Here is a 21,035-nt window from a genome sequence, read left to right as displayed (position 1 = left end):
TGGTCTGCGGCTGGGCCACGTGTCCGGTCCAGTGGTCAGTGCTGCTGGCTCCATAGGCGCCAATTGCGCTCGTCACTGCGGTAGCTGAGCGGCCACCGGCTCACGGCTACGGTGTCCCAGGTAAGGAGGATTTCGACGTCGATCGATTGTCCGAACTGCTCCCGGTGAAGCGCATGTCGGGCGAGTGCGACGGTGAGGTTGCCTGGCCCAGTCAAGGACTGGATGTCCAGGGGACCGCCGGTGTGAGCGAGGAGCGCGGCCGTGGATGCCTGAAGCGCCGCAACGATGACGGGATGCCCGGCAGGCGCGATGATCGGGTTGTTGTTGACGTAGTGGATGAACGTGCCTCTGTAGCCGTCGGCTGTCATGGCCTGCTGCGGGTCCACCATGGTGTCGGTGGCGGTGTCGTAGCACAGCGCCTGCAGTCGCAGCCGCGAGTCGGGGAACAGAGGGGTCCAGTCGGTGCCCTGATAAACGTCGTCCGCATCGACGTAGAAGCCGCCGTTTCGGGCGAGGTAGCACAGCCGGAAGTAGTCGCTGCGCATCGCCGGGTGAGAACAAGAGTCGAAGGCTGCTGTATGCGCCTCACCGAACAGGAAGTTGATGAGCTTGCGCGCCGAGTCGTCGTCGTAGACCTCACGTCGAAAGCCCTGGTCTTCCAGCACCGTCCAGCTCGTCATGCACTCCTGGACATCGGCGGGGATGTGTGCGGAGTCATCCCAGAACTGGACGATCACGCGGGGAATGGGGTCGGCATGTGCTGCTGTCGTGGGCTTGGACAGCATGCCGGTCAGGTGCCGAAGGTATTGGGACCTGTATGCGTGGTCCTCTTCGATGTCCTGCGCGGTGAGTGTGCGCTCCCCGACCGCCTCCGGCTGGCCGTACAGCCCAGGCGGCGTGGGCACGGTCATCGGGCCCCCTGCCGGAAGCTCGGCCTGTTGATCTTGAATCCATCGCTCCGGGCCACGGAATCTCCCCTTGCCTTTTGTGTTCTGTTCTTAATGGTAGTGAGAAGAGAACGAAGGGAAGACGGTTGCGTCGCGCTGTCGGGCGACTCGTAGCGCTGACCCTGCCTTCACTACAAGCCTTGAGCTCTGAACACATGGACTTGACAGGGAAGCCGGTCAGCTGGCCGACCGCGTCGTGGGTGACGACGATCTCGGGGCGGAAGTCACGGATGTGGGCGACGAGACGGCCGATGGCCTCGTCGAGCGGCGCGTCGACGAGGCGGGACTCACCGGGCGCCGACTCGGGGTTGCGGGCATCGCCGTAGCCGAGTAGCCGCGGGGGACCGGCGCCCAGGACAGTGAGGGCATCGGCGAGTTCGGGCGCGCGCCTGCTGGACGGTGCCCAGGTGGCGGTGACGACACCGGTGCGTGCCCCGGCGGCGTGGTGCTGTGCGAGTACGCCGCCGGCCAGGAGGCTCACATCGTCCGGGTGCGCGAACACCCTTACTGATCGTTTCAGAATGAAGTTCGTGCGCAGGGCTTGGCGGTCGGGTGTCGTGTCGGCAGGATCTGTTGGGTGTCTGCTGAGCTTGTGCCTGACGACCTGTGGGAACGAGTGGCTCCGCTGTTACCTCCTCGTCCGCCCAGGCGACATCGGTATCCCGGGCGGTTGCCGGCGGATGACCGGGCTGCGTTGCGGGGCATCGTCTACGTTCTGTGCAAGAGCGTGAGCTGGCGGGACGTTCCGGCGGAACAGGTCGGATGCAGCGGGGTGACAGCCTGGCGGCGTCTGCGGGACTGGACCGAAGCCGGCGTCTGGCCGCAGCTGCATGAGGTGCTGCTGGCGGAGCTGCGGGCTGCGGGTCTGCTGGACATGGACGACGCCGCGATCGACGGCTCGCACGTCCGAGCGCTCAAAGGGGGGCTCACACCGGACCTTCGCCGGTTGACCGGGCTCGGCCCGGCAGCAAGCACCACTTGATCGTCGACCGGCATGGCACTCCGCTGGTCGTTTCGCTGACCAGCGGAAATCGGCACGATGTCACTCAGCTGATGCCCCTGCTGGACGCGATACCCCGCATTCGGGGCGTTCGCGGCCGGCCACGTCACCGACCAGGCCGGCTGTTCGCCGACCGCGGCTACGACTACGACAAGTACGTCGGCTTCTCCGGGCACGCGGCATCACACCGAAGTTTGCCCGGAAAGGCACCACGCACGGCTCCGGACTGGGAAAGACCCGCTGGGTCGTGGAGCGGACCTTCGCCTGGCTTCACCAGTTCAAGCGACTGCGGATCCGCTACGAGATACGCGCCGACCTCCACCTCGGACTGCTACAACTCGCCTGCAGCATCATCTGCCTGAGACGACTCCGAACCTCATTCTGAAACGATCAGTATGTATCGGCGAGTGCCGGCAGCGGTGTGGGCGGCGACTGGTTCGACGCCATCCCTCTCTCCTCCCTGCGTACCGCCTTCGTCATCGGGGACGTCGTCGGCCATGGCCTGCAGGCGACCGCAGCGATGGGGAGACTGGCCACAGCAGTACAAACCCTGGCAGACCTCGATCTCGACCCCAGCGAGCTCCTCGCCCGGCTGGACGACCTTGTCCTGCGCCTGGCCGCGGAGCAGGATGCCCGGCAGGCGGGTTCGCAGGACGATCAGAGCGCGGCTGCGGCCGGGGCCTTCGGAGCTACCTGCCTCTATGCCATCTATGACCCCGTGAGCCGCCAGTGTGCCGTGGCGAGTGCGGGCCATCCGCCCCCGGCCCTTCTGCGCCCCGGCGAAACGACGGCGTGCCTGCTCGACCTGGAGCCCGGGCCGCCCCTTGGCATCGGCGGCATGCCGTTTGAGACGGTGGAGGTCGAAGCGCCGCCGGGCAGTGTGCTGGCGTTCTACACCGACGGGTTGGTCAGCGGGATCGCAAGCGACTGGAGCCAAGGCACGGAGCGGCTGGTTCAGACGCTCAACGCCGGCCGAAGCGCGGGCACCCCCCTGCGCCGACTGGGACACGACGTCACTTCTGCGCTCGCGAGTACTCAGCGGCGCGACGACGCCGCGCTTCTCCTGGCCAGAACCAGGGCGGTGTCTCCGGATGACATCTGCTTCCAGCATCTGCGCGCCGAGGAGTCGGTGGTTGCCGAGGCGCGCCATTCGGTTGTGCGGCAGCTGGCGGCCTGGGGGCTCGACGAGTTGGCCTTCACCACCGAGATCATCGTCAGCGAACTGGTGACCAACGCCATTCGCCACGCCGGCGGGCCCATTGGCCTGCGGCTGATTCGAAGCTCCGTGCTGGTCTGTGAGGTGACAGACTCGATCAACACCCAGCCCAGGATGCGCAGGGCCCGATCCACGGACGAGGGTGGCCGCGGTCTCTTCATCGTCGCCCAACTCGCCCAGCGCTGGGGCAGCCGCTACGGCCCCACAGGAAAGATCATTTGGGCTGAGCAGGCTTTGCCCGTGACCTGAATGCGCCGACCGCCCGGCGGAGGTCGAATCGTCCCACTCGGCGCACTCTGCGCTTCGGCCGGGAGAGGGGACGGATGATGTGCGAGCACCCCCGGCATGCGACGACTGGGCATCCCGACCGAGCCCAAGGTTGTCCTGCGTGAGGCGGACGGGGGTGCCAAGAATGTCGGCGATGGTGCCGCTGGTACCCCAACGATCGGACCCTTGCGCCGAGGGCTGGAGCATGCCCGGCGCCATCCCCGGGGGAGAGGGGATCCGGAGCCGGCGATCTGGGACCGAAGGCAGGGGACGGATCGCTGAGCATGAGGCCTCACAAGGCGTGTCTCCGGCATGGTCGGCGTTGATCGTAGCTTCTCCGACCCCAGACGGAAAGCGCTTTCCTTGACGGCGACCCAGTCTGGCCTAGAGGGCGGCTCGCTGATGTGGGCCGGGGGAGCATCTCCGCGTGATCTGGTTTGCATTCGGATGTTGACAGAGGGGAGGTGGTCTTGTCCTATAGAAAGCGTTTACCCACCCCGGATCCTTGCGTGAGACGCCACCGCACTGTCGGCATCGGCTGTAGACGGCACCGGATCCAGTCGATCAGACGACGTGACCCGCACACGCCACGTCGAGGAGACGAACGTGAGAAGCAAGACCGTGGCGCGAACTCCCTCCAGCCGAGCCCCGCATTCCCGGAAAGCCTCCAGGAGAGCAGCCGCGAGCGGCTGGATCGGGAGCGCCCTTGAGTACTACGACTGGTTCATCTACGCCCAGGCCGCCGCGCTGATCTTCCCAACCGTGTTCTTCCCTACGGGGAACCCCGGCGTGGCCATCATCGCCTCACTGGGCACGTACGCCGTCGGCTACATCGCACGGCCCATCGGCGCATGGCTCCTCGGACACTGGGGAGACAAGCGGGGACGCAAGAACGTGCTGGTCCTCGCCATGCTGCTCATGGGTGTTTCGACCTTCGCGGTCGGGCTGCTCCCCACCTATGATCAGATCGGGATCCTGGCCCCTTGCCTGCTGCTTCTCCTCCGCCTCGTCCAGGGGTTCGCAGTGGCCGGCGAGCTGAGCGGTGCCAGCGCCATGATTGTGGAGCAGGCGCCGTTCGGCCGTCGCGGCTACTACGCGAGCTTCACACTTCAAGGCACACAGGCAGGGCAGGTCTTGGCCGCCGCCCTCTTCCTTCCACTCTCTGCAGTTCTGTCCGACGAGGCCTTCAACTCCTGGGGCTGGCGCGTCCCGTTCCTTCTCAGCGCACTCGTCGTCTTCGCCGGCTACTTCATCCGCCGCCGGGTCGACGAGACGCCCACGTTCCTTGAAGGGGAAGCGCAGGAGAAGAGCGCGAAGGCCCCCATCGTCCAGGTGCTCAGGGAAAGCGGGCTCGATGTTGTACGAGCGGTGTGCATGACACTGGTCAACGTCGTCGGTGTGACGGTGGTCGTGTTCGGGGCGGCGTACGCGACACAGCCCGGTTACGGCCTCGAAATGAGCAGGGACATCTATCTGTGGCTGCCCATCGTGGCCAACCTCATCGGGGTGGCGCTCATCCCGTGGTTCGGTGACCTCTCGGACCGTTATGGCAGACGGCCGCTGATGATTCTCGGCTCACTGGGATCGGGCGTGCTGTCATGTGCCTACCTGTTCGCCGTGAGCCAGGACAATGTGCCACTCGCCTTCATCCTCGCGGTCGTAACGTGGGGCGTACTGTTCCAGATCTGGAACGCCACGTTCGCCAGCTTCTTCCAGGAGCTCTTCCCGGCCCGGACCCGTGTCACTGGGTTCGCGATCTCCCAGAATCTCGGGCTCGCCATCGTCGCCTTCCTGCCGAGCCTCTTCACGCTGGTGGCTCCTCCGGGATCCGCGAACATTCCGCTCGTCGTCGGCGGCCTGTGCCTCGGAATCACCATCATCGGCGCGATGGCAGCCTGGTCGGCGAGGGAGACACACCGCATCCCCCTCGACAAGCTCGGCACACCGGACGCGGAACCCGTGTCGCGTGAGGAATACGACCGGATCCGAGCCGCTGCGCGGTGACCCGACCGACGAACCGGACGGCGGCGGGACCTCGCCCGACTGCCCAGACCCGCCGCCGTCCCGAAGGTCTTTGAGTGCGCCGTCGCCCCGACGGTTTCCCCATCGGCATCGGGCGCGCTACGTCGTCCAGCCGCTGGACCTGCCCTCCGGGCCTGCCGCTGCTCATGCCCGCGCGTCGGCGGCTCGCGCCGACCAGCTGCGCGCGGTGCGCCGACCAGGCCGCCGCCTCACGTGCCTGACTCTTACGCGAGAAGAAGCGCTGAGCTTGATCAGTTGAAGTCGGCTGAGGCCGGAGCGACCGCGAGCGTGATGTGGGGAACGGCCCCCAGACAGAACTCGGCCGCCCGCTCAGGTCCGAGACGGTGCGCGTGGTGACGCAGTGTCGGCAGACCGATCAGCACCGCTGTTCGACCGCTTCGTCGAGGATCCCGTACGCGGCGAGCTCGCCGCCGGGCACCAGTTCGTGGATCAGGTGATGGCCGCCTCCGGATCGGTCTGCCAGTAGGCGGCGACCTTCGTGCTGGCGCTCACCAGATTCATCGCGGCGGTCTGTCCACTGTCGGCAGCGGCACGCCGTTCTCGCCGGGCGGGCCGGCTTGCTCGGCGTCACGGCGCATCGTGCCGCAGACGTCCGCCGGGCCTGCGCCCACCGACCGGCCCGGTGGCCGCCAACCGTGGCAGCCCCCTCCATCTGGGCCGTCACCCGGCGCGTCGAGGGCACCGAGACGAACGCCGGCGGGTGGACGGAAGCCACCAACACGCGGGCCGTCGCCGTCGGCGAGGCCCATGCCCCCAACTGACTCGCGCGGAGTCGTCCGAGTGCGCGGTGCCGGCTTGGTCACGGCGGCGGCTGCTGAAGAGGGCTTTGTGCCGGTAGTGGAGATGGCTTTTGAGCGCGCCGTGAGCCGTCGGTGAAGCCGTGGTGGAGACTCGCCTGCTGAGACAACTGGGTCGGATGCTGCGGGTGTGGGCGGGCTTGTGCGGGTGACTGGGCTGGGGAGGGTTGGGAAACAGCCCTCGGGGTTCTTCGCCGTCCACCGAGTCGGCGGAGAACCCTTGATTGACCTAAGCGTATTGGGGGTCTGGTGGTCCACCGACGCCATTTGCGCAACCAGTTCTCGATGTCATTCGTCGGAGGGGCGGTCGGGCAAGACCGCCCCTGACGTGCCGGCAGCCAACTGCACTCCCGACGGTGCCTCTGACCAGGCCAGATAGCGAACCGCTGCACCCCGAACCGGTGCGACACCTGAACATCGAACCAAACAACCTTGTCGGAATAACCCCCCCTTTTGATGCCATCATTGAAGCCGACCACGCCAACGTCGCGTCGCGGTAATTCCGTGGTCGGCAGGTCACGGGCTGGGCGTGAGCCCGGAGTCCCGCGGCGCGGGAGCCGGGAACCCTTCGGTCACACGGGTCAGTGTCTCCAGCGGCCGGGACAGCATCTCCGAGAAGGCGAGTTCGGCCGCGCCGACCAGGATGGCGTCGTCGCCGAGTTCGCTGACGCGCAGGCGCAGATCCTCCCGGCAGGCAAAGAGGGCGCTGGTGTTGATGCGGCTGCGCACTTGTGCGGCGGAGGCGAGGAAAACCTCCCGGAGGGTGCCGCCGAAGACGATCAGATCCGGGTTGAAGAGGTTGACGAGGGTGGAGATGCCGATGCCGAGCCAGTCTCCGACGAGGTGCAGCGCCGCACGTGCGCTGACGTCGCCGCGGTCAGCGGCGGTCACCACCGCCCGCACCGCCTCGGTGCCGGTGACACGACTGTCGCGTCCGGCGGCCTCCAGGAGGGTCTGCTCGCCTGCCTCGGCTTCCAGGCAGCCGTACCCTCCGCAACCGCACCGCCGTCCCTCGCGCGGATTGACGGTGATGTGGCCGACCTCGCCGGCGTAGCCGCGTTCGCCGCGCAGCAGTTCGCCTTCGACGACGATTCCGGCGCCGATGCCGATCTCGCCATGGAGGTAGATGAGGTTCCGGCTGGCCCTGCCGGCACCACGTCTGTATTCCGCGAGGGCGCCCAGATTGGCCTCATTGGCGACGAGGACCGGGATGTCCAGCGGCAGCCTGCCCGCCAGCTCGGCGGCGAAGTCGACGTCCTGCCAGCCCATGTTCGGGGTGAGGGTGACCAGCCCGTGGGGGTGGCGGACCATGCCGCGCACCGCCACGGCCACGCCGACGCACACGCTTGCCTCGGGAGCCGAGGCCAGCAGCTGCTGGGCGAAGTCGGCGAAGATGTCGGCCACCTCCGCGGGGTCCTGCCGGCGTTCCTGGGGCCAGGAGTACTCCCGCCGGTCCAGGAACACCCCGCCGAGCCCGATGAGCGCGGCGGCCAGACGCTCCACGCCGACGTCGAAGGCCAGCACGTGCACCCGCGTGGGCTCGGGCCGGACCACGAGCGAGGGACGCCCGGCCCGGCCGGTGTCCTGCGGCAGCTCCTCACGGACCAGACCCACTGCGGACAGCTCGCTGACCAGGCCGAGAATGGTGCTGCGGTTGAGACCCATCCGGCTGGTGAGAACGGCTCGCGAGGTGGGCCCGTCGAGATGGACGTGACGCAGGAGGGTGCCGAGGTTGTGCTGGCGGATCTCTTCCTGGGATGGGCCAGCTTTCATCGCGAGAAGACCTCAATGTTGAACCGAACGGCGGCGGGACAGTGCGTCCACACCGGCGGCCACCAGCAGCACCGATCCCGTGACAGCGTACTTGACACCGGAGGAGTAGCCCATCAGACCCATGCCGTTCTGGATCACGGCGACGACCAGACCGCCCAGCACGGCATCGATGACGCGCCCGCGGCCGCCGAAGAGGCTCGTGCCGCCGATGACGGCGCTGCCGACGGCGAGCAGCAGGACGTTGCTGCCACCGGTGTTCGGGTCCACGGAGTTGCCCCGGGAAGCGGCGATGATGCCACCCACGGCCGCCAGGGTGGAGCAGATCACGAAGGCGGCGATGCGGATGAAGGGGACGTTGATCCCGGCGCGGCGTGCCGCCTCCGGGCTGCCGCCCACGGCGTAGATGTGCAGGCCGAACCCGGTCCGCTGGAGGACGAGTGTGCCGAGCAGGACCAGGGCGCCGATGACCGGCACGACGATGGGAACGCCCTTGAGCGAGTCGACGACGACGTTACGGCTGCGTTCCTGGTTGAGGAGGAACACGGCCAGGCCACCGAGCGCGGTGATCATCCCGATCCGTACGGCGACGAGCATCGGGGGGACGTCGTGCAGGCCGCGCTTGCGGCGGTTGTGACTGCGGCGCAGTTGCAGACCGGCGTAAACAGCGACACACCCGGCGAAAAGGGCCCAGCCGAGGAGCGGGCTCAGGTTCTTGTTCGCGATGGCGAGGACCGTGGGGTCCTTGATGGAGATGTTGGTGCCTTCCTCGAGGAGGATGAGCACCACGCCCTGGAAGCCTAGGAACGCGGCCAGGGTCACGACGAACGAGGGGATGCCGACTTTCGCCACGAGGCTGCCGATGAGGAGCCCGATGGCAGCGCCCGTCAAGAGGGCTGCGGCCACCGCGGAGTACCAGGGCCAACCCTGGTTGGTCAGCAGGATGGCCAGGACAGCGGCGCAGACACCGCTGGCGTAGCCGGCCGACAGGTCGATCTCGCCGAGCAGGAGCACGAAGACGAGCCCCATGGCGATGGCGATGCTTCCGGCACTCTGAGTGAGGAGGTTGGAGAAGTTCAGATTCGACAGGAAGACCGGGCGCAGGAGGGAGAAGAAGACGCACAGGACGATGAGACCGCCGACGGCGGGAAGCGCGCCGAGCTCGCCGCCGCGCAACCGTTCCAGGTAACCGCGGCCGATGTCGCCGAGGCTGGGTGCTGCGGGCCTGCCCTCGTCGGAGGCGGCGCCGGACTGCTTCTGCTTCTGGGGTGTGAGGGCGGCGGTCATGCTGCGGCTCCCTTGGGGGATGTGGTCAGGCCCAGGTCACCGCTGCGGCCCGAGGTGATCAGTTCGACGACCTGGGAGTGCGTCACGTCCGAGGTCTTCACCTGGGCTGCCATGCGCCCCAGGTACAGCGCGGCGATGCGGTCGGACACCGCGAAGACGTCGTTCATGTTGTGGGAGATGAGCACGACGGCCAGACCTTTGTCAGCCAGTCGTCGCACCAGCTCCAGAACCTGTGCGGTCTGGGCCACGCCCAGGGCGGCGGTGGGCTCGTCCAGGATGACCAGTTTGCTGTTCCACAGCACGGCCTTGGCGATGGCGACGGTCTGACGCTGGCCGCCGGAGAGGCTGGAGACCTTCTGGCGCAGAGACTTGACCGTGCGGACGGACAGCCCCTTGAGCGTCTCGGCAGCCTTCTGCTCCATGGCCGAGTCATCGAGGACGAGGCCCCGGCGGATCTCGCGCCCCAGGAACATGTTCTGCACGATGTCGAGGTTGTCGCACAGTGCGAGGTCCTGGTAGACGATCTCCACGCCTAGCGCGGCGGCGTCCCGCGGGTTGCGCACCTGGACCGGATTCCCGTCGAAGAGATACTCGCCGCCGTCGATGGGGTGGATTCCGCCGATGCACTTGACGAGCGTCGACTTGCCGGCGCCGTTGTCGCCGACCAGGGCGGTCACCTCTCCGGGGTACGCGCTGAGCGCGACGTCGTGCAGCACCTGTACCGGGCCGAAACTCTTGTCGATTCCGCGCAGTTCCAGAATCGGTTTCGATGTCATGGGGAAGTCTCCTGAAAGGGCTGAGCGAGAGCGGGTCCGTGTCGCAGCGAGCGCGGGACCCGCGGTCGCGTTCGGGTCCGACGGGCTACTTGATGCCGGCCTTGTTGCACAGGGCCGCGTAGTTGCCCGTGCAGAGCTGGGCCTTGGTGACGAAGCCGTCGTCGATGACGTCCTGGATGTTCTCCTTGAAGACGGAGACCGGTGTCAGGAGGTGCGCCGCCACGTCGCGCTTGCCTTCCGGGTCATGGACGGTGGCGTTGGTCTTGGGCTTCTTGCCGCGGGCGAGGTCGATCGCGAGTGCGGCGGCCGCGTCGGCCTCCTTCTTGACGGCCTTGTAGACGGTCATGCACTGCTCACCCGTCAGGATGTTCTGCAGGCCCTGAACGGTGGCGTCCTGGCCGGTGACGGGCACGTCTCCGTTGCGGTGGTTCTTGCGCAGGACGGATATGACCGCGTTGGCCAGACCGTCGTTGGCGGCGAGCACGCCGTCGACGTCGGGCTGGCTGGTGTACATCTGCTCGAAGATGGTCCCGGCCTGGGCGCTGTCCCAGTTGGGTACGGACTGGTTGGGCCCCTTGGCGTACTCGCCGGAGGCGTACTTGGGGTCGAGGACGCTGTTGTAGCCGTTGGCGAAGAGCGTGGCGTTGTTGTCCGTCGGTGAGCCGTTGAGCTCGGCGACGACGGGCTTCTTCACTCCCTTGTCGCTCAGGCACTTCACGAGGCCCTGACCCTGCAACTTGCCGACCGCGGTGTTGTCGAAGCTGACGTAGTACTGGGCGGAGCCGCCGAGCGTGAGCCGGTCGTAGTCGATCGTGGCCACGCCCTGCGCCTTGGCCTTGTCGAGGACCGCCTTGCCGGTGCCGCTGTCGAGGTTCACGATGATCAGTACGTTCACACCATTGGTGATCATCTGGTCGGCGATGGTCTGGAACGCTTGCTTGTCGCCCTCGGCGTTCTGGATGTCGTAGTCCACGCCGGCGGCCTTGAACGCCGCGCTCAGGTAGGTCCGGTCTGCGGTTTCCCATCGGACGGACGACTTGCTGTCGGGGAGGATCACGCCGATCTTCGGCTTACCGGCGCCGGCCCCATCGGAACCGCTGCTCGAGGAAGAGCTTCCGCAGGCGGTGGCTGAGGCGAGGACGAGCGCAGACGCGGAGACTGCGACGAGGAGGGATCCCTTGCGCACGGCAGGGTCCTTTCGGGGGAGGGGCGTGCCCGGGGCTGAGCCGGACGTGCGTTGGACAGGAAGACGGAGGCGCACTCGGCATCCTGCGGCGAGTGACGATCCGGTGAAAGTTGTCTGCGAAAACATACGATCCCCGCCGCCGTCGCACCAGACTTCGGGCGGGCGGCAAGGTAACGATCGGGTCACCGCGTCCGGGTACGCGCCGCCTGCTGGTCGGCACATGGGCCATCGCACCTGCTCAGAAGGCGGTCGGATGTAGGCCGGTCGGTGTGCGGTTGATGTCGGGTGCGTGCGACACAAGGGGCCGAACCGGCCGTCAGAGCCTGACTTCAGCGGATTGATGCGAAGGGCGCATGGGAAGTCCGGCACGGGACTCTCAGTGAATTCGTTTACAGCGAAAACAATCCCGGTGCGGAAGTGCGGCAGGATCGGCTCGCCGGAGTCCGGCAAGCCGAGCACTGGTCTCGGGACTTGGGCCCGCGGCTCAGGTCGGGCCGGTCAGGCGCGAGGCACGGTGAAGGCGAGGGGCCGTGCGCGGCCGTCCGCGGCCAGGTGGACCTTGGTGCTCAGCCCGCCGCGGGAGTGTCCGAGCGCGTGATCGGCGGGCTCGCCGCAGTGGGCAGCCCTCTCTTGAGTGTTCCGGCAGTGTGTTGGTGGGCCCGGATGACCGCTCCAGGGGCGTCCACCCCCGCCTCGCCCCGCTCATCGCCCGCTGGGCCGAGCATCTCACCGACACATGCCCAAGCCGCGTATCGACGTCATCGTCCTGACGATGAACGACCGGCCGTCCGAGGAAACGGCCGCCCAGGAGACCCTCGTGGCACAGGCCGGTGTCGACGTGCGGGTGTGCGTGGTCGGCACCGGCTGCCGACCCGAGGTCGTGCCGCCCGGCGCGCTCAGCATCAGCCTGCCGGAGAACGTCGGCATCCCCGCAGGCCGCAACGCCGGCGCCGAGGCACTCCGTCAGGCAGGAAACCCGCGCACTGACTGTTCTTCCTCGACAACGACGCCAGCTTCCCACGCCCCGACATCCTCGTCCGGCTCGTCGCCGAGGCCGAGCAGCATCCGGAAGCGGCCTGGGTACAGCCCCGGCTGACGGGCCCGGACTATGTGACCACCCCGCGCCGCTGGGTCCCCCGGCTGCGCGCCTCCGCCCCGGGGCGGCCGGGGAGGGTCACCTCGATGACCGAGGGCATCGTCCTGATCCGGCGGGAGGCCTTCGACAAGGTCGGCGGCTGGGAGGGCAGCCTGTTCCTGAACCACGAAGGCTTCGACCTGGCCTACGGGCTGTACGCGGCGGACTGGAGCGGCTGGTACGCCGCCGGCATCCGTATGCACCACCCGCTCACCACACCGGCCCGCCACGCGCTGTACCACCGGCTCGCCGCCCGCAACCGGATCTGGATCGCATACCGCAACATCTCCCCGCGCTCCTCGCCCTCCACCTGGGCGCGTGGACCGTGATCACCCTGGCCCGGGCCGTACGCGGTGGCGGACTGCGTCAGACGCTGCGCGGGATGCGCGAGGGCTGGACGACCCGGCGTACGCACCCGCGGCACCCGATGAACCGGCACACCGTATACCGGCTCACCGCTGCCGGACGGCCGCCGGTCATCTGAACCTCCCGCCCGCCCACACCGCGGCGTCCTCCATGTCCAGCAGACCCGCCCTGCGCAGTTCTGCGAGGAGGATCTCGTGCAGGCGGGGCCAGACGCCGGCCTCGGTCCAGTCCCGCAGCCGCCGCCAGCACGTCACCCCACTGCAGCCGATCGTCTCGGTCGGCACGTCCGCCCAGGTCACACCCGTGCGCAAGACATAGATGATCCCGCGCAGGGCGGCCCGGTCGTCCGTCGGCAGCCGACCTGGAGACCGGCGACGACGCGGCGGACGAGGAGGGAGCAGCGGGGCCACGCGGTCCCACAGATCATCAGGCACAAGATCATCCGACACCCGCAGAACTCTGCCGCCCGCCAGCCCAACTGCCAAGCCCTGAACCAAAACTCATTCTGAAATGATCAGTAATCCTTGTAGGCGTGCTGGCCCGGGACGGTGCCGCCCAGGTCGAGGTACTCGTATCCGGCCGTGGTCAAATCCTGTGCGAGGTGGCGCAGGAGGGCGTGGCCGGGAGCGAGGTCCGTGTAGTGCGGGTGCATGGCCGGCACCACGGAGTAGGCCCGGCGGTGTCGCGTCAGGCAGAGCTGGGCGGCGACGATCTCGTCGTCCACGGCGAGGGGGTGGCGATGAACGCCATGCCGGCGCCACAGCGCTCAAGCACGGCCGGCCAGTGGAATGCGCCGGGAATGTGGGGCGAGCCGGCACGCGGCGCGTGGCCGGCCCAGCGGCGCTCGTGCAGGCGGGCCAGGACCGCGTAGGCGGGGAGCAGTTCGTCACCATCGCGGGTTCGCCGGTAGCTCACCTTGTGACGTTGGGCGAGTTCGTCCCAGGCGCGCCGGCGTCGCCTGTGCTCACGTCGGGTCGAACGGGACATCTCCTCATAGGCAAGGGGTAAGGAGATCTCGGCGCAGTCGGTGATGCTGGTGTGCCAGCCCCCAGGAGCGGCGGGGCCGGTGGACGTGAGGTGTCGGGCGAGGGCACTGTCTGCGGGCAGGCCCGCCATATCGACGTGCTGGCCGTCAGCCGCCAGCCCTTGTAGGTACCCGGCGAAAGCCGCCGCCACCTGTGAGTTTCAGCTGCCGGGCCCACGGCGCGGACGTACTCCCCCATCGGCGCAGACAGGGCGACCGTACGCGGTCGGGCGCCCGCACGGTCGCAGACCAGCGGCACAGCGGCCAGGACCTGGCGGGCGGACCCCTCGCACAGGGCAACGACCAGGCGCGAGTTGGGAGGGAGTTGGCGCGCCCACCCGGTGAGCCACGACGGTGACTGATAGGGAGTCGCCTGCGAGTCACGCCGGTACAGATCCGCCCACGACGACGCCATGAAAGCGCCGGCAGCGGCCCCCTCCAGCACACGCACCATCAGATTCACGATCGACTTCTTCCCCTCCGGACGCTCTTCGCGTCGCCTGTAACCACATGATCACGTCACCAGGACGGCGAATCGCCGCATCAATCGCGAGTTCACCCGGACGGGAACATCCGGAACGGGCCATGCAGGACCGGATCGAGCCGCTGATGCCGGCCGATCCGGTCCGCGGACGACGGTGGGCCGACCACCGGCGCACGCTCGAGCCCATTGCGTGGAAGTACCGCATCGACTCGCCCTGGCGTGACCTGCCCGACGAGCTGGGCTCATTGCAGACCGCTCTCAAGCGGTTGATCAGATGGGCGTCGACGGTGCCTACGTGGGCGAACTCGTGGCGGATCCGCGCCGCGGTCGCGGGCGCGGCCAGGGAGTAGGCGTGCAGGAGCCCGGGTCGTAGCCGACGGGCAGGCGCCCCAGTTCTCCCAGTCGAGCAGGATCAGGGGCGCACGGGTGAGGTTCGCCCAGTGAAGGTCGCCGTGGCCGGTGGTGTAGGCGTGGATCTGGATGGGGTCGATGCCGAGGAAGCGGCGGAAGTTGTTGTCGATCCATCGCTGCCGTACCGCCTCCCGATCGGTGGGCACCGTGGCGAGCGTCTCCAGCGCCGCGCGGAGATCCGCCCACCACGCGTCAGGAAGGGCGACATCCCGGGCGAGCACCGGCGTACCGCTCGTGACCGGGGGCACGGGGACGTATTCGGTGAGCTCGGCGCGGTAGGCGGTTTCGTCCGCGGTCCAATCGAGCAGGCCCCGCAGCCGCGGCCGGGGCATGGACCGGGGCACGAGGGCGTCCGCCGAGGCGGTGCCCTCCCACAGCCGCCCGCCTTGCTTCGCGACCGGGGCGGCCACGACGCGCAGCCAGCGGCCTGCCGGCTGAGGGTGCGGCCCTGCCAGCCCCATACTTCCGGGCCGGACGCGGTCACCTGGAGGCTGTGTGCCGCGGCGGCGTGAGCGGCCCGCATCCGCGTCTGCTCGTCACGTGCTGGCGGCGCGGCGAAGACCGCCGCCTGCCGGTCTATCCGTCACATGCCTCCCCGGAAGCGGTCCGTGCTTCGCCCCGGTTAACGGGGGAGGGCAGGAAGGCGTCACGGCGGGGCCACTGCACCACGACGCGGCAGTGGTTCTTGTCCACCACGTCGCCGGGAGATAGCCGGTGGTCCGGCGTTCCGGCGGGGTGCACGGTCATGGCCGGATCGCTGCTCGAGCCGCCGTCGCCGCGTACGTCCCGGTCCCATGCCTGGACTGCCTCCGCCAGCTTCGCGCCGAGGGCGGGACCCTGGTCACCGAAAGCGTGGACGTACCACTCCCACTCACGCTCCTCGCGGATCTCACTGTGCCGGGTCTGCACGTACGTGAGGTAGGCGAGCGAGGCGTCGGAGAGGACGGCCGGTGCGTCTGAGCCGGTGGGAGCTCCCGCTCCCGCACACCGACCTGCCGGAAGTTCTTGCCGTCGCTGAAGTGCTGCTCCCACTTGTCGCGGGCGGTGTACGTCACCGTGCTGCTCCTCGTACGTAGGTGTGGTGGTGTTCAGGGGCGCGGCGCGGAGTCGCCCCAGCGTGCGCCGGCCGCGCTCGACGAGCCTGGGATCGCCGTGGGCAGCGCCGTAGGAAATGCCCGAGACGGAGTCCAGGACGGACAGGACCGTGAGCTGGGATTCTTCCTCCGGGGGAAGGGACGACCGTAGCCGTCCATCACGGCCTGCAGCAGGTCGGGGCGGCCGTGCCAGGCGTCGGAGAGCCGTACGAAGTCCCGCATGGCCGGGCCCCATTCGGTGCGCTCGAAGTCGATCACGTACAGGGAGCTGGCGGCCGTCTCCCACCTCAGATTGCGGGACGCTCGCGGTCTGGCCGGTCAGGTACCGGCGGAGGTCCCGGTGCCGCCAGAACGAGTCGGCGGAGGAAGCGGGTGGGGCGGGGGGCTCAGCGCAGGACGTCACGGAGCACCTCCTCGGCTTCCTCCAGGCGCTGCCACAGCACGCCCGCGGCCTCGTGCCGAGCGCGCCCGTACGCCTCCACAGCCGGAGTGACCGCGGCGGGGTCGTCCAGCGGCTCGGACAGGGGATAGACCGAGCAGGCCAGGTAGCCGGCGGCGACGCGCGGCACGGCGAGGAGGTCCTCGGCTGCAAGCTCCGGGTTCGCAGACCGGTAGGCGCCAACGGCGTGGGCCAGGCCCGGGATCCATTCGTCCGGGCGGCCCAGCACGGTGCGCGGGTCCAGCACGATCCGGCCCGGCTCCCAGGCGGCGCTGCGATGCCCCGGGGGGCGGAAGTCGATTACCGCGGCGACCGCCTCGCCGCGCAGCAACAGGTTGGGCGAGGCCAGATCCCCGTGCACGATCTGCTCCGTCAGCGTGTCCGGCAGCTTCTCCAGGCGGGCCGCCACCTCGGGAAGGGCGGCAAGACGCCGTGTCGCGGTGCCGCGCGCCCAGGCGGCGAAGCCTTCCGTTTCTGGCGGCGCGGCGGCCCAGCGGTCGAGCAGTTCCTCCAGCCGCCGTCCGGCCCGCGTGACGTCGCACACCTCGCGGGCCGCCACCGGGCGCGGCGGCCCGGCGGGATGGCGGGCCAGGAATCGGTGCAGACGGCCCACGGCTTCGCCCACCGCATCCCACCGGCCGCCGGACAGCCCGCCCTCGGCCGTCTCCGCGCCCGCGACGTACTCCGTCACGGACACCGACAGCCCGCCCGCCGACGCGATCACCTCACCGGACACCGTCCGCCGCACGGCCGGTACCGGAACCCCGTCCGCCCTGGCCGCCTCGCCCAAGGCCAGGGCACGGCGCTCCTGGTCCACGTCAGCGCCAGGGGGGTACGCCTTCACGAACCACCGCCGGCCCGCGCGATCCTCGGCCACGTAGTTACGGGTCGCCGTTCCCTCCGGACCTTCGCTGACCACGGTCGGCGTGATCCGGTACAGCAGCGCCAGGATCCCGGCGACGACCATGGCGTCGGACTCGGCCCTCACCTCGCTGCCCCCGACGGTGCCGGCCTGCGAACGGACGGGGCATGCTGCTCGGGTTGGTTCCCGGTAGGTGTGCTCACCGTGTTCACCAGCCCAGCTGGGAGTAAGGGCGGCGTTCGGCGATCGCGGCGATGGCCGTGCGGGTGTAGGGGACGAGCCGGTCCGGCAGCTCATGGCGTGGCCACCACTTCCAGGCCAGGCACTTGTCGGACTCGAGGATCTTTGGTTCTCCCTTCCAACGGCGGGCCCGGAACACGAGCTGCATCAGCGGCAGCGCGCCTGGGCTGTCGACGACGTGGACGACGTGCGCCAGTTCCACGTCCGCGGGTTCGATGACGAGACCGGCCTCCTCCTCCGCCTCGCGGACCAGGCAGGCGAGGGCGGACTCCTGCTCGCACCGGCCGGCGAGGTAGTGCCAGGTGCCGCCCGCGTACTTCGCATCGGGGTGGCGCAGCCCAAGAAGCACACGGCCTTGGGCGTCTTCGAGGTGGAGGTGGACTCCGATGCCATTCAGCACCGTCCGGCTGCCCCCGTCCCACACGGCGGGAACCGCGTCCTGCTTGTCGTCCGGGGGGTTCTCCGCTGCGTGCCGCCGAATCAGGTCGCGCGTGCCAGGGCGCAGGCGGAGCCGGTCCAGTACGTCGAGGGTGAACCACCTCAGCAGCACGCCCTCGTGCAGCCGGAGCCGGTCGGGGTTTCCGCGCCACCGGCCCGTGAACACCTGAATCGGGACGCTGAGGCCGTCGACGCTGGTGGCCCTCTCCACAGAGTACGGCTCCAGCTCCCCCAGCCGGAGGTCGGGGACCTCCTCAGACAGCCGCCGCAGCAACGTGTCCTCAAGGCTGCGGTCTTCGTGGCTGCGGCCGCCGCCGAGAAGGTCGAACGCCCCCGGCTGCCAGATGCCGGGCTTGTCGTCGCGCAGATGGAGCAGGTACCGGCCCTGGCCGTCGTGGATGAGCGCGGAGGCGTTCACCGGCTCCGGCTGCCCGTCCAGCCGCGCCTCGAGAAGCTTCTCGCGCAGCGTCGGCGAGGTGACCTCCGACAACGGAACCCACCCGGCGCCCGACACCTCCTCGTCCTGCAAGGTGATCGCCAGCGGCTCCTCACCGGCGAGATAGAACACGTAGCGGAAGTCGTAGTGCTGGTGGGCCTGTTCGCCCTTCGAGGGGTTGGCGTCGATGTCGTGGACGTCGATGTCGACTGGTGAGCCGAGCGTCTGCCGGGTCAGGCACAGGGCCCCGGGCGGGATCCCGGCCTCCTCCGCCACCTCACGCAGCGCCGCGGCGAGCAGCGTGCGGTCCTGGGGCTCGATGTGGCCCCCGGGGGTGAGCATGAGACCGGTGGCCCGGTGCCGGATGTGCAGGACCCGGCTCTGGCGGTCGACGATGACGGCGCTGCACGTGATATGCCCGGGCAGCGTCGTGCGGGCGATCACGTCGACGGGCCGGTCCAGCGCGGCGAGCAGCCCGGCCAGGGCGTCAAGCTCGCCTGGGTGACGGCCGAGGTACGCCTCGATGGTCTTGCGGATCGCGGTGGAGCTGGGAGGCATAAGCGTCGTCTCACCTTCGTCGTAGCGGCGGGGTGCTGCGGGGGCCGGGCTGGTGGAAGTCGCGCTGCTGAAGGTCAGCTCGCCGCCTCGTGGTCGGACGGCTGGACACCGCGGGGACGGGGAAGCGTGTCCGTCGTCGGCGCGAGGCCGTACTGGGCGGCCTGGGCAGTGAACATCCCCTGATACAGGCCGCCCGCGCGGGCCACCAGGTCCTCGTGGGTGCCGTCCTCTACGACGCGCCCCTGGTCGAGGACGTAGATGTGGTCGGCGTTCATGGTCGCGGCGAGCCGGTGGGTGACGAGGACGACCGCGTGCCCCTGCTCGGCCAGGGACCACAGCCTCTGGAACGAGGCGATCTCCGCATGCGGGTCCAGGGCCGATGTCGGCTCGTCGACCAGCAGGAACGGCGCCTGCCGATACCTTGTTCGAGCATCCCCGAGCTTCTGCCACTGGCCGCCCGAGAGCTGGACTCCGCGCTCGTAGCCCTTGAAGACGATCGAGTCCCAGCCGTGCGGCAGGCCCTCGATCAGGTCGAGCACGCCCGCCTCCTTGGCGGCCTGGCGGGCGCGGTCCATGTCCCTTGGCCGGTCGCCGGCGCCGATGGCCACGTTCGCGGCTGCCGTCATCTCCCAGCGCGGGAAGTCCTGCGCCAGCACCCCGACCGCGGCGAACACCTGGGCGCGGTCCGCCTCACGGAGCTCGACCCGCTCACCCGACTCACCCACCCACCAGACGTGTCCCTCGGAGGGCAGCAGCAGCCCGGCCAGCACCTTCGTGAGCGTGGTCTTCCCAGAACCGTTCGCGCCCACCAGGGCCGTCACCTTCCCGCGCGGCACCCGTACGCTCACACCCCTCAGGGACGGGGAGTCCGCCCCCGGGTAGGTGAACGACACCGCCTCCGTCCGCACCTCCCGCACCGGCGCGGGCAGCGGAGCGCCGGAGGACGGGATGGCGTTCTCCCCGGCGATCTTGATGGCGTCCTCGGTGTCGGTGAGAAACAGCAACTCCTCGTACAGCCGGTTGACCTGCTGCACCAGCGACGTGAGCCGCGCCGTCGACGTGCGGATGGCGATCACCGCCGTGCCGCCGACGGCGAGCGGCAGACCACCGGACGCCAGGAGCCACCACAGCACCCCGTAGCAGGCCACCGACGCCAGCCCCGCGAAGCCGCCGGCAACCAGGTCCGTGGAAGCCTGCGCCCGGGCCAGGCGCCGCTGTTCCGCCTCCGTCTGCCTCGACATCTCCTCGTAACTGGACAGCAGCTTCGAGCCGGCGGCGTGCACGCGGATCTCCCCGGCCGCGTGCGGACGGGTCAGGTACGCCAGCAGGGAGGCGATCGCCCGACGGTGGTCGACCCAGTTGAGACGGGAGAGGTACTCACGGCGCGCGGAGCGGACCGCGCCCCACCCTTTGGGCAGGGCGATCGCCAGCAGCATCGGCAGCAGTGCCCAGTGCAGCGACGCCAGCACGATGGCGGCCGCCACCATGCCGATCACCACGTTGCCCACGCCGACCGACAGCCGGAGCATGCTGCGGGCGGAGTCCGTGCCGAACTTTCCCGCCTCCAGGACCCGCTGGACCTCCGGCCGCTCGGTCGCTGCCACCTCGACGCGGGTGACAGCCGTGTAGTACCGGGCGGAGACCGCCCGCTCCACCTGCGGCTCCAGCCGGCCCGACATCGCCGTCGACCACGCCGACAGCACCGCGGTGGCCACCGCCGTGACCGCGAGCACCGCCAGCGACGGCAGCGCCTCGCGGAGCTTGTCCCCGGTCGGGCCATCGGCGAACAACTCGGTGAGCACGCTGTTGACCGCCACCAGTCCCCAGCCCGCCGTCACGCCCTGCCCGAGCTGCGTCACCACGACGCCGACGAGCGCCCGAGGGTCCGCCTCCCAGCCGGTACGCAGCACCATGCCCACCATCCGGGGCAGCGCCGCCGCCATGTGTCCGAACGCCAGCCGGGTCAGTGGCCCCTCGTGCCGGACGTAGGACTGGTCGTAGCGCAGCCGGCCGCCGTACAGCTCACGCTCGGCGTCCGAGATGCCGCTGGTGGCCGCCGCTGCGGCCTTCGGCGGGTGCGCGCTCTCGTCGCTGTCTGGTTCGATTGGCGTCAATGTGTTCCCTCCCGGAGGTGTAGCAGTGGCGTCAGCGTGCTCAACGACGCAGCCGCGATTTCGAGCACGTGTTCTTTCGGACGGCTTTCGCGCGCCGGAATTCTGCGGTTGTTCGAAGGTGCGCAGTGCACTGACCCTTGCGGCG

General features: G+C 69.2%; 18 protein-coding genes and 5 pseudogenes. 8 read left to right on the top strand and 15 right to left on the bottom strand.

Annotated elements, in window-relative coordinates:
• Nucleotides 1-35: 35 nt before the first annotated feature.
• Together ABZY13_RS22950 and ABZY13_RS22945 are read right to left on the bottom strand one after the other, a co-directional pair.
• On the bottom strand, nt 36-911 hold the full coding sequence (locus ABZY13_RS22950) for a glycosyltransferase (protein ID WP_356633614.1): 876 nt from the start codon (nt 909-911) through the stop codon (nt 36-38).
• 202 nt (nt 912-1,113) lie between these two features.
• Nucleotides 1,114-1,470: pseudogene (locus ABZY13_RS22945) on the bottom strand (PIG-L family deacetylase); the annotation flags it as partial.
• A gap of 54 nt (nt 1,471-1,524) precedes the next feature.
• Here ABZY13_RS22945 and ABZY13_RS22940 point away from each other — a divergent pair.
• From ABZY13_RS22940 to ABZY13_RS22920, 5 genes and pseudogenes are all read left to right on the top strand, one after another.
• Nucleotides 1,525-2,332, top strand: a pseudogene (locus ABZY13_RS22940) (IS5 family transposase).
• A gap of 36 nt (nt 2,333-2,368) precedes the next feature.
• On the top strand, nt 2,369-3,412 hold the full coding sequence (locus ABZY13_RS22935; protein WP_356633612.1) for an ATP-binding SpoIIE family protein phosphatase: 1,044 nt from the start codon (nt 2,369-2,371) through the stop codon (nt 3,410-3,412).
• 624 nt (nt 3,413-4,036) lie between these two features.
• Nucleotides 4,037-5,434, top strand: a complete 1,398-nt coding sequence (locus ABZY13_RS22930; protein WP_356633610.1) for an MFS transporter — start codon at nt 4,037-4,039, stop codon at nt 5,432-5,434.
• A gap of 379 nt (nt 5,435-5,813) precedes the next feature.
• The gene (locus tag ABZY13_RS22925) at nt 5,814-5,939 is read left to right on the top strand and encodes a hypothetical protein (protein ID WP_356633608.1); all 126 of its coding nucleotides are present in this window, start codon (nt 5,814-5,816) and stop codon (nt 5,937-5,939) included.
• Nucleotides 5,940-6,108: 169 nt separating this feature from the next.
• Entirely contained in the window at nt 6,109-6,234 is a 126-nt protein-coding gene (locus tag ABZY13_RS22920; protein ID WP_356633606.1) for a hypothetical protein, read from the top strand.
• Nucleotides 6,235-6,786: 552 nt separating this feature from the next.
• On the opposite strand, the gene ABZY13_RS22915 is transcribed toward ABZY13_RS22920, so the two are convergent.
• The 5 genes and pseudogenes from ABZY13_RS22915 to ABZY13_RS22895 form a co-directional block, all read right to left on the bottom strand.
• Nucleotides 6,787-8,043, bottom strand: a complete 1,257-nt coding sequence (locus ABZY13_RS22915) for an ROK family protein (RefSeq protein WP_356633604.1) — start codon at nt 8,041-8,043, stop codon at nt 6,787-6,789.
• A 12-nt stretch (nt 8,044-8,055) separates the two neighbouring features.
• A complete protein-coding gene (locus ABZY13_RS22910; protein WP_356633602.1) occupies nt 8,056-9,327 on the bottom strand; it encodes an ABC transporter permease in 1,272 nt (423 codons plus the stop codon).
• A complete protein-coding gene (locus ABZY13_RS22905) occupies nt 9,324-10,103 on the bottom strand; it encodes an ATP-binding cassette domain-containing protein (RefSeq protein ID WP_356633600.1) in 780 nt (259 codons plus the stop codon). Before ABZY13_RS22905 ends, ABZY13_RS22910 begins: the two co-directional genes overlap by 4 nt.
• Nucleotides 10,104-10,188: 85 nt before the next feature.
• The gene (locus ABZY13_RS22900; RefSeq protein WP_356633598.1) at nt 10,189-11,160 is read right to left on the bottom strand and encodes a substrate-binding domain-containing protein; all 972 of its coding nucleotides are present in this window, start codon (nt 11,158-11,160) and stop codon (nt 10,189-10,191) included.
• A gap of 642 nt (nt 11,161-11,802) precedes the next feature.
• Nucleotides 11,803-11,957: pseudogene (locus tag ABZY13_RS22895) on the bottom strand (IS5/IS1182 family transposase); the annotation flags it as partial.
• Nucleotides 11,958-12,025: 68 nt separating this feature from the next.
• Between ABZY13_RS22895 and ABZY13_RS22890 the strand changes: the two are divergent.
• Together ABZY13_RS22890 and ABZY13_RS22885 are read left to right on the top strand one after the other, a co-directional pair.
• Nucleotides 12,026-12,385, top strand: coding sequence for a hypothetical protein (locus ABZY13_RS22890; protein ID WP_356633596.1), 360 nt, complete (start codon nt 12,026-12,028; stop codon nt 12,383-12,385).
• Nucleotides 12,386-12,471: 86 nt separating this feature from the next.
• Nucleotides 12,472-12,753, top strand: coding sequence for a hypothetical protein (locus tag ABZY13_RS22885; protein ID WP_356633594.1), 282 nt, complete (start codon nt 12,472-12,474; stop codon nt 12,751-12,753).
• A 171-nt stretch (nt 12,754-12,924) separates the two neighbouring features.
• Here the strand turns inward: ABZY13_RS22885 and ABZY13_RS22880 are convergent.
• Together ABZY13_RS22880 and ABZY13_RS22875 are read right to left on the bottom strand one after the other, a co-directional pair.
• A pseudogene (locus tag ABZY13_RS22880) lies at nt 12,925-13,239 on the bottom strand (transposase); the annotation flags it as partial.
• A 65-nt stretch (nt 13,240-13,304) separates the two neighbouring features.
• Nucleotides 13,305-13,553 carry a GNAT family N-acetyltransferase gene (locus ABZY13_RS22875; protein ID WP_356633650.1) on the bottom strand — a complete coding sequence of 83 codons (249 nt, stop codon included), beginning with the start codon at nt 13,551-13,553 and terminating at the stop codon, nt 13,305-13,307.
• A gap of 846 nt (nt 13,554-14,399) precedes the next feature.
• On the opposite strand from ABZY13_RS22875, the pseudogene ABZY13_RS22870 reads away from it, so the two are divergent.
• Nucleotides 14,400-14,582 (top strand): annotated as a pseudogene (locus ABZY13_RS22870) (transposase); the annotation flags it as partial.
• Here the strand turns inward: ABZY13_RS22870 and ABZY13_RS22865 are convergent.
• The 6 genes from ABZY13_RS22865 to ABZY13_RS22840 all read right to left on the bottom strand — a co-directional run bounded on the left by ABZY13_RS22865 (nt 14,541) and on the right by ABZY13_RS22840 (nt 20,890).
• Nucleotides 14,541-15,119, bottom strand: a complete 579-nt coding sequence (locus ABZY13_RS22865; RefSeq protein ID WP_356633656.1) for a hypothetical protein — start codon at nt 15,117-15,119, stop codon at nt 14,541-14,543. The pseudogene ABZY13_RS22870 and the gene ABZY13_RS22865 overlap by 42 nt on opposite strands.
• A 166-nt stretch (nt 15,120-15,285) precedes the next feature.
• Nucleotides 15,286-15,618 (bottom strand): hypothetical protein, encoded by a 333-nt coding sequence (locus ABZY13_RS22860; protein WP_356633592.1) that lies wholly within the window; start codon nt 15,616-15,618, stop codon nt 15,286-15,288.
• Nucleotides 15,619-15,797: 179 nt separating this feature from the next.
• Nucleotides 15,798-16,061 (bottom strand): hypothetical protein, encoded by a 264-nt coding sequence (locus ABZY13_RS22855; protein WP_356633590.1) that lies wholly within the window; start codon nt 16,059-16,061, stop codon nt 15,798-15,800.
• A 128-nt stretch (nt 16,062-16,189) separates the two neighbouring features.
• On the bottom strand, nt 16,190-17,230 hold the full coding sequence (locus ABZY13_RS22850; protein ID WP_356633588.1) for a phosphotransferase: 1,041 nt from the start codon (nt 17,228-17,230) through the stop codon (nt 16,190-16,192).
• Between the two features lie 82 nt (nt 17,231-17,312).
• Nucleotides 17,313-18,776 (bottom strand): NUDIX domain-containing protein, encoded by a 1,464-nt coding sequence (locus ABZY13_RS22845; RefSeq protein ID WP_356633586.1) that lies wholly within the window; start codon nt 18,774-18,776, stop codon nt 17,313-17,315.
• Nucleotides 18,777-18,850: 74 nt separating this feature from the next.
• A complete protein-coding gene (locus ABZY13_RS22840; protein WP_356633584.1) occupies nt 18,851-20,890 on the bottom strand; it encodes an ABC transporter ATP-binding protein in 2,040 nt (679 codons plus the stop codon).
• Between the last annotated feature and the right edge of the window lie 145 nt (nt 20,891-21,035).

The organism is Streptomyces sp. NPDC006610 (genome assembly GCF_040611575.1).
GTDB lineage: Bacteria > Actinomycetota > Actinomycetes > Streptomycetales > Streptomycetaceae > Streptomyces.
This window is presented reverse-complemented; position numbering and strand designations above follow the sequence as displayed.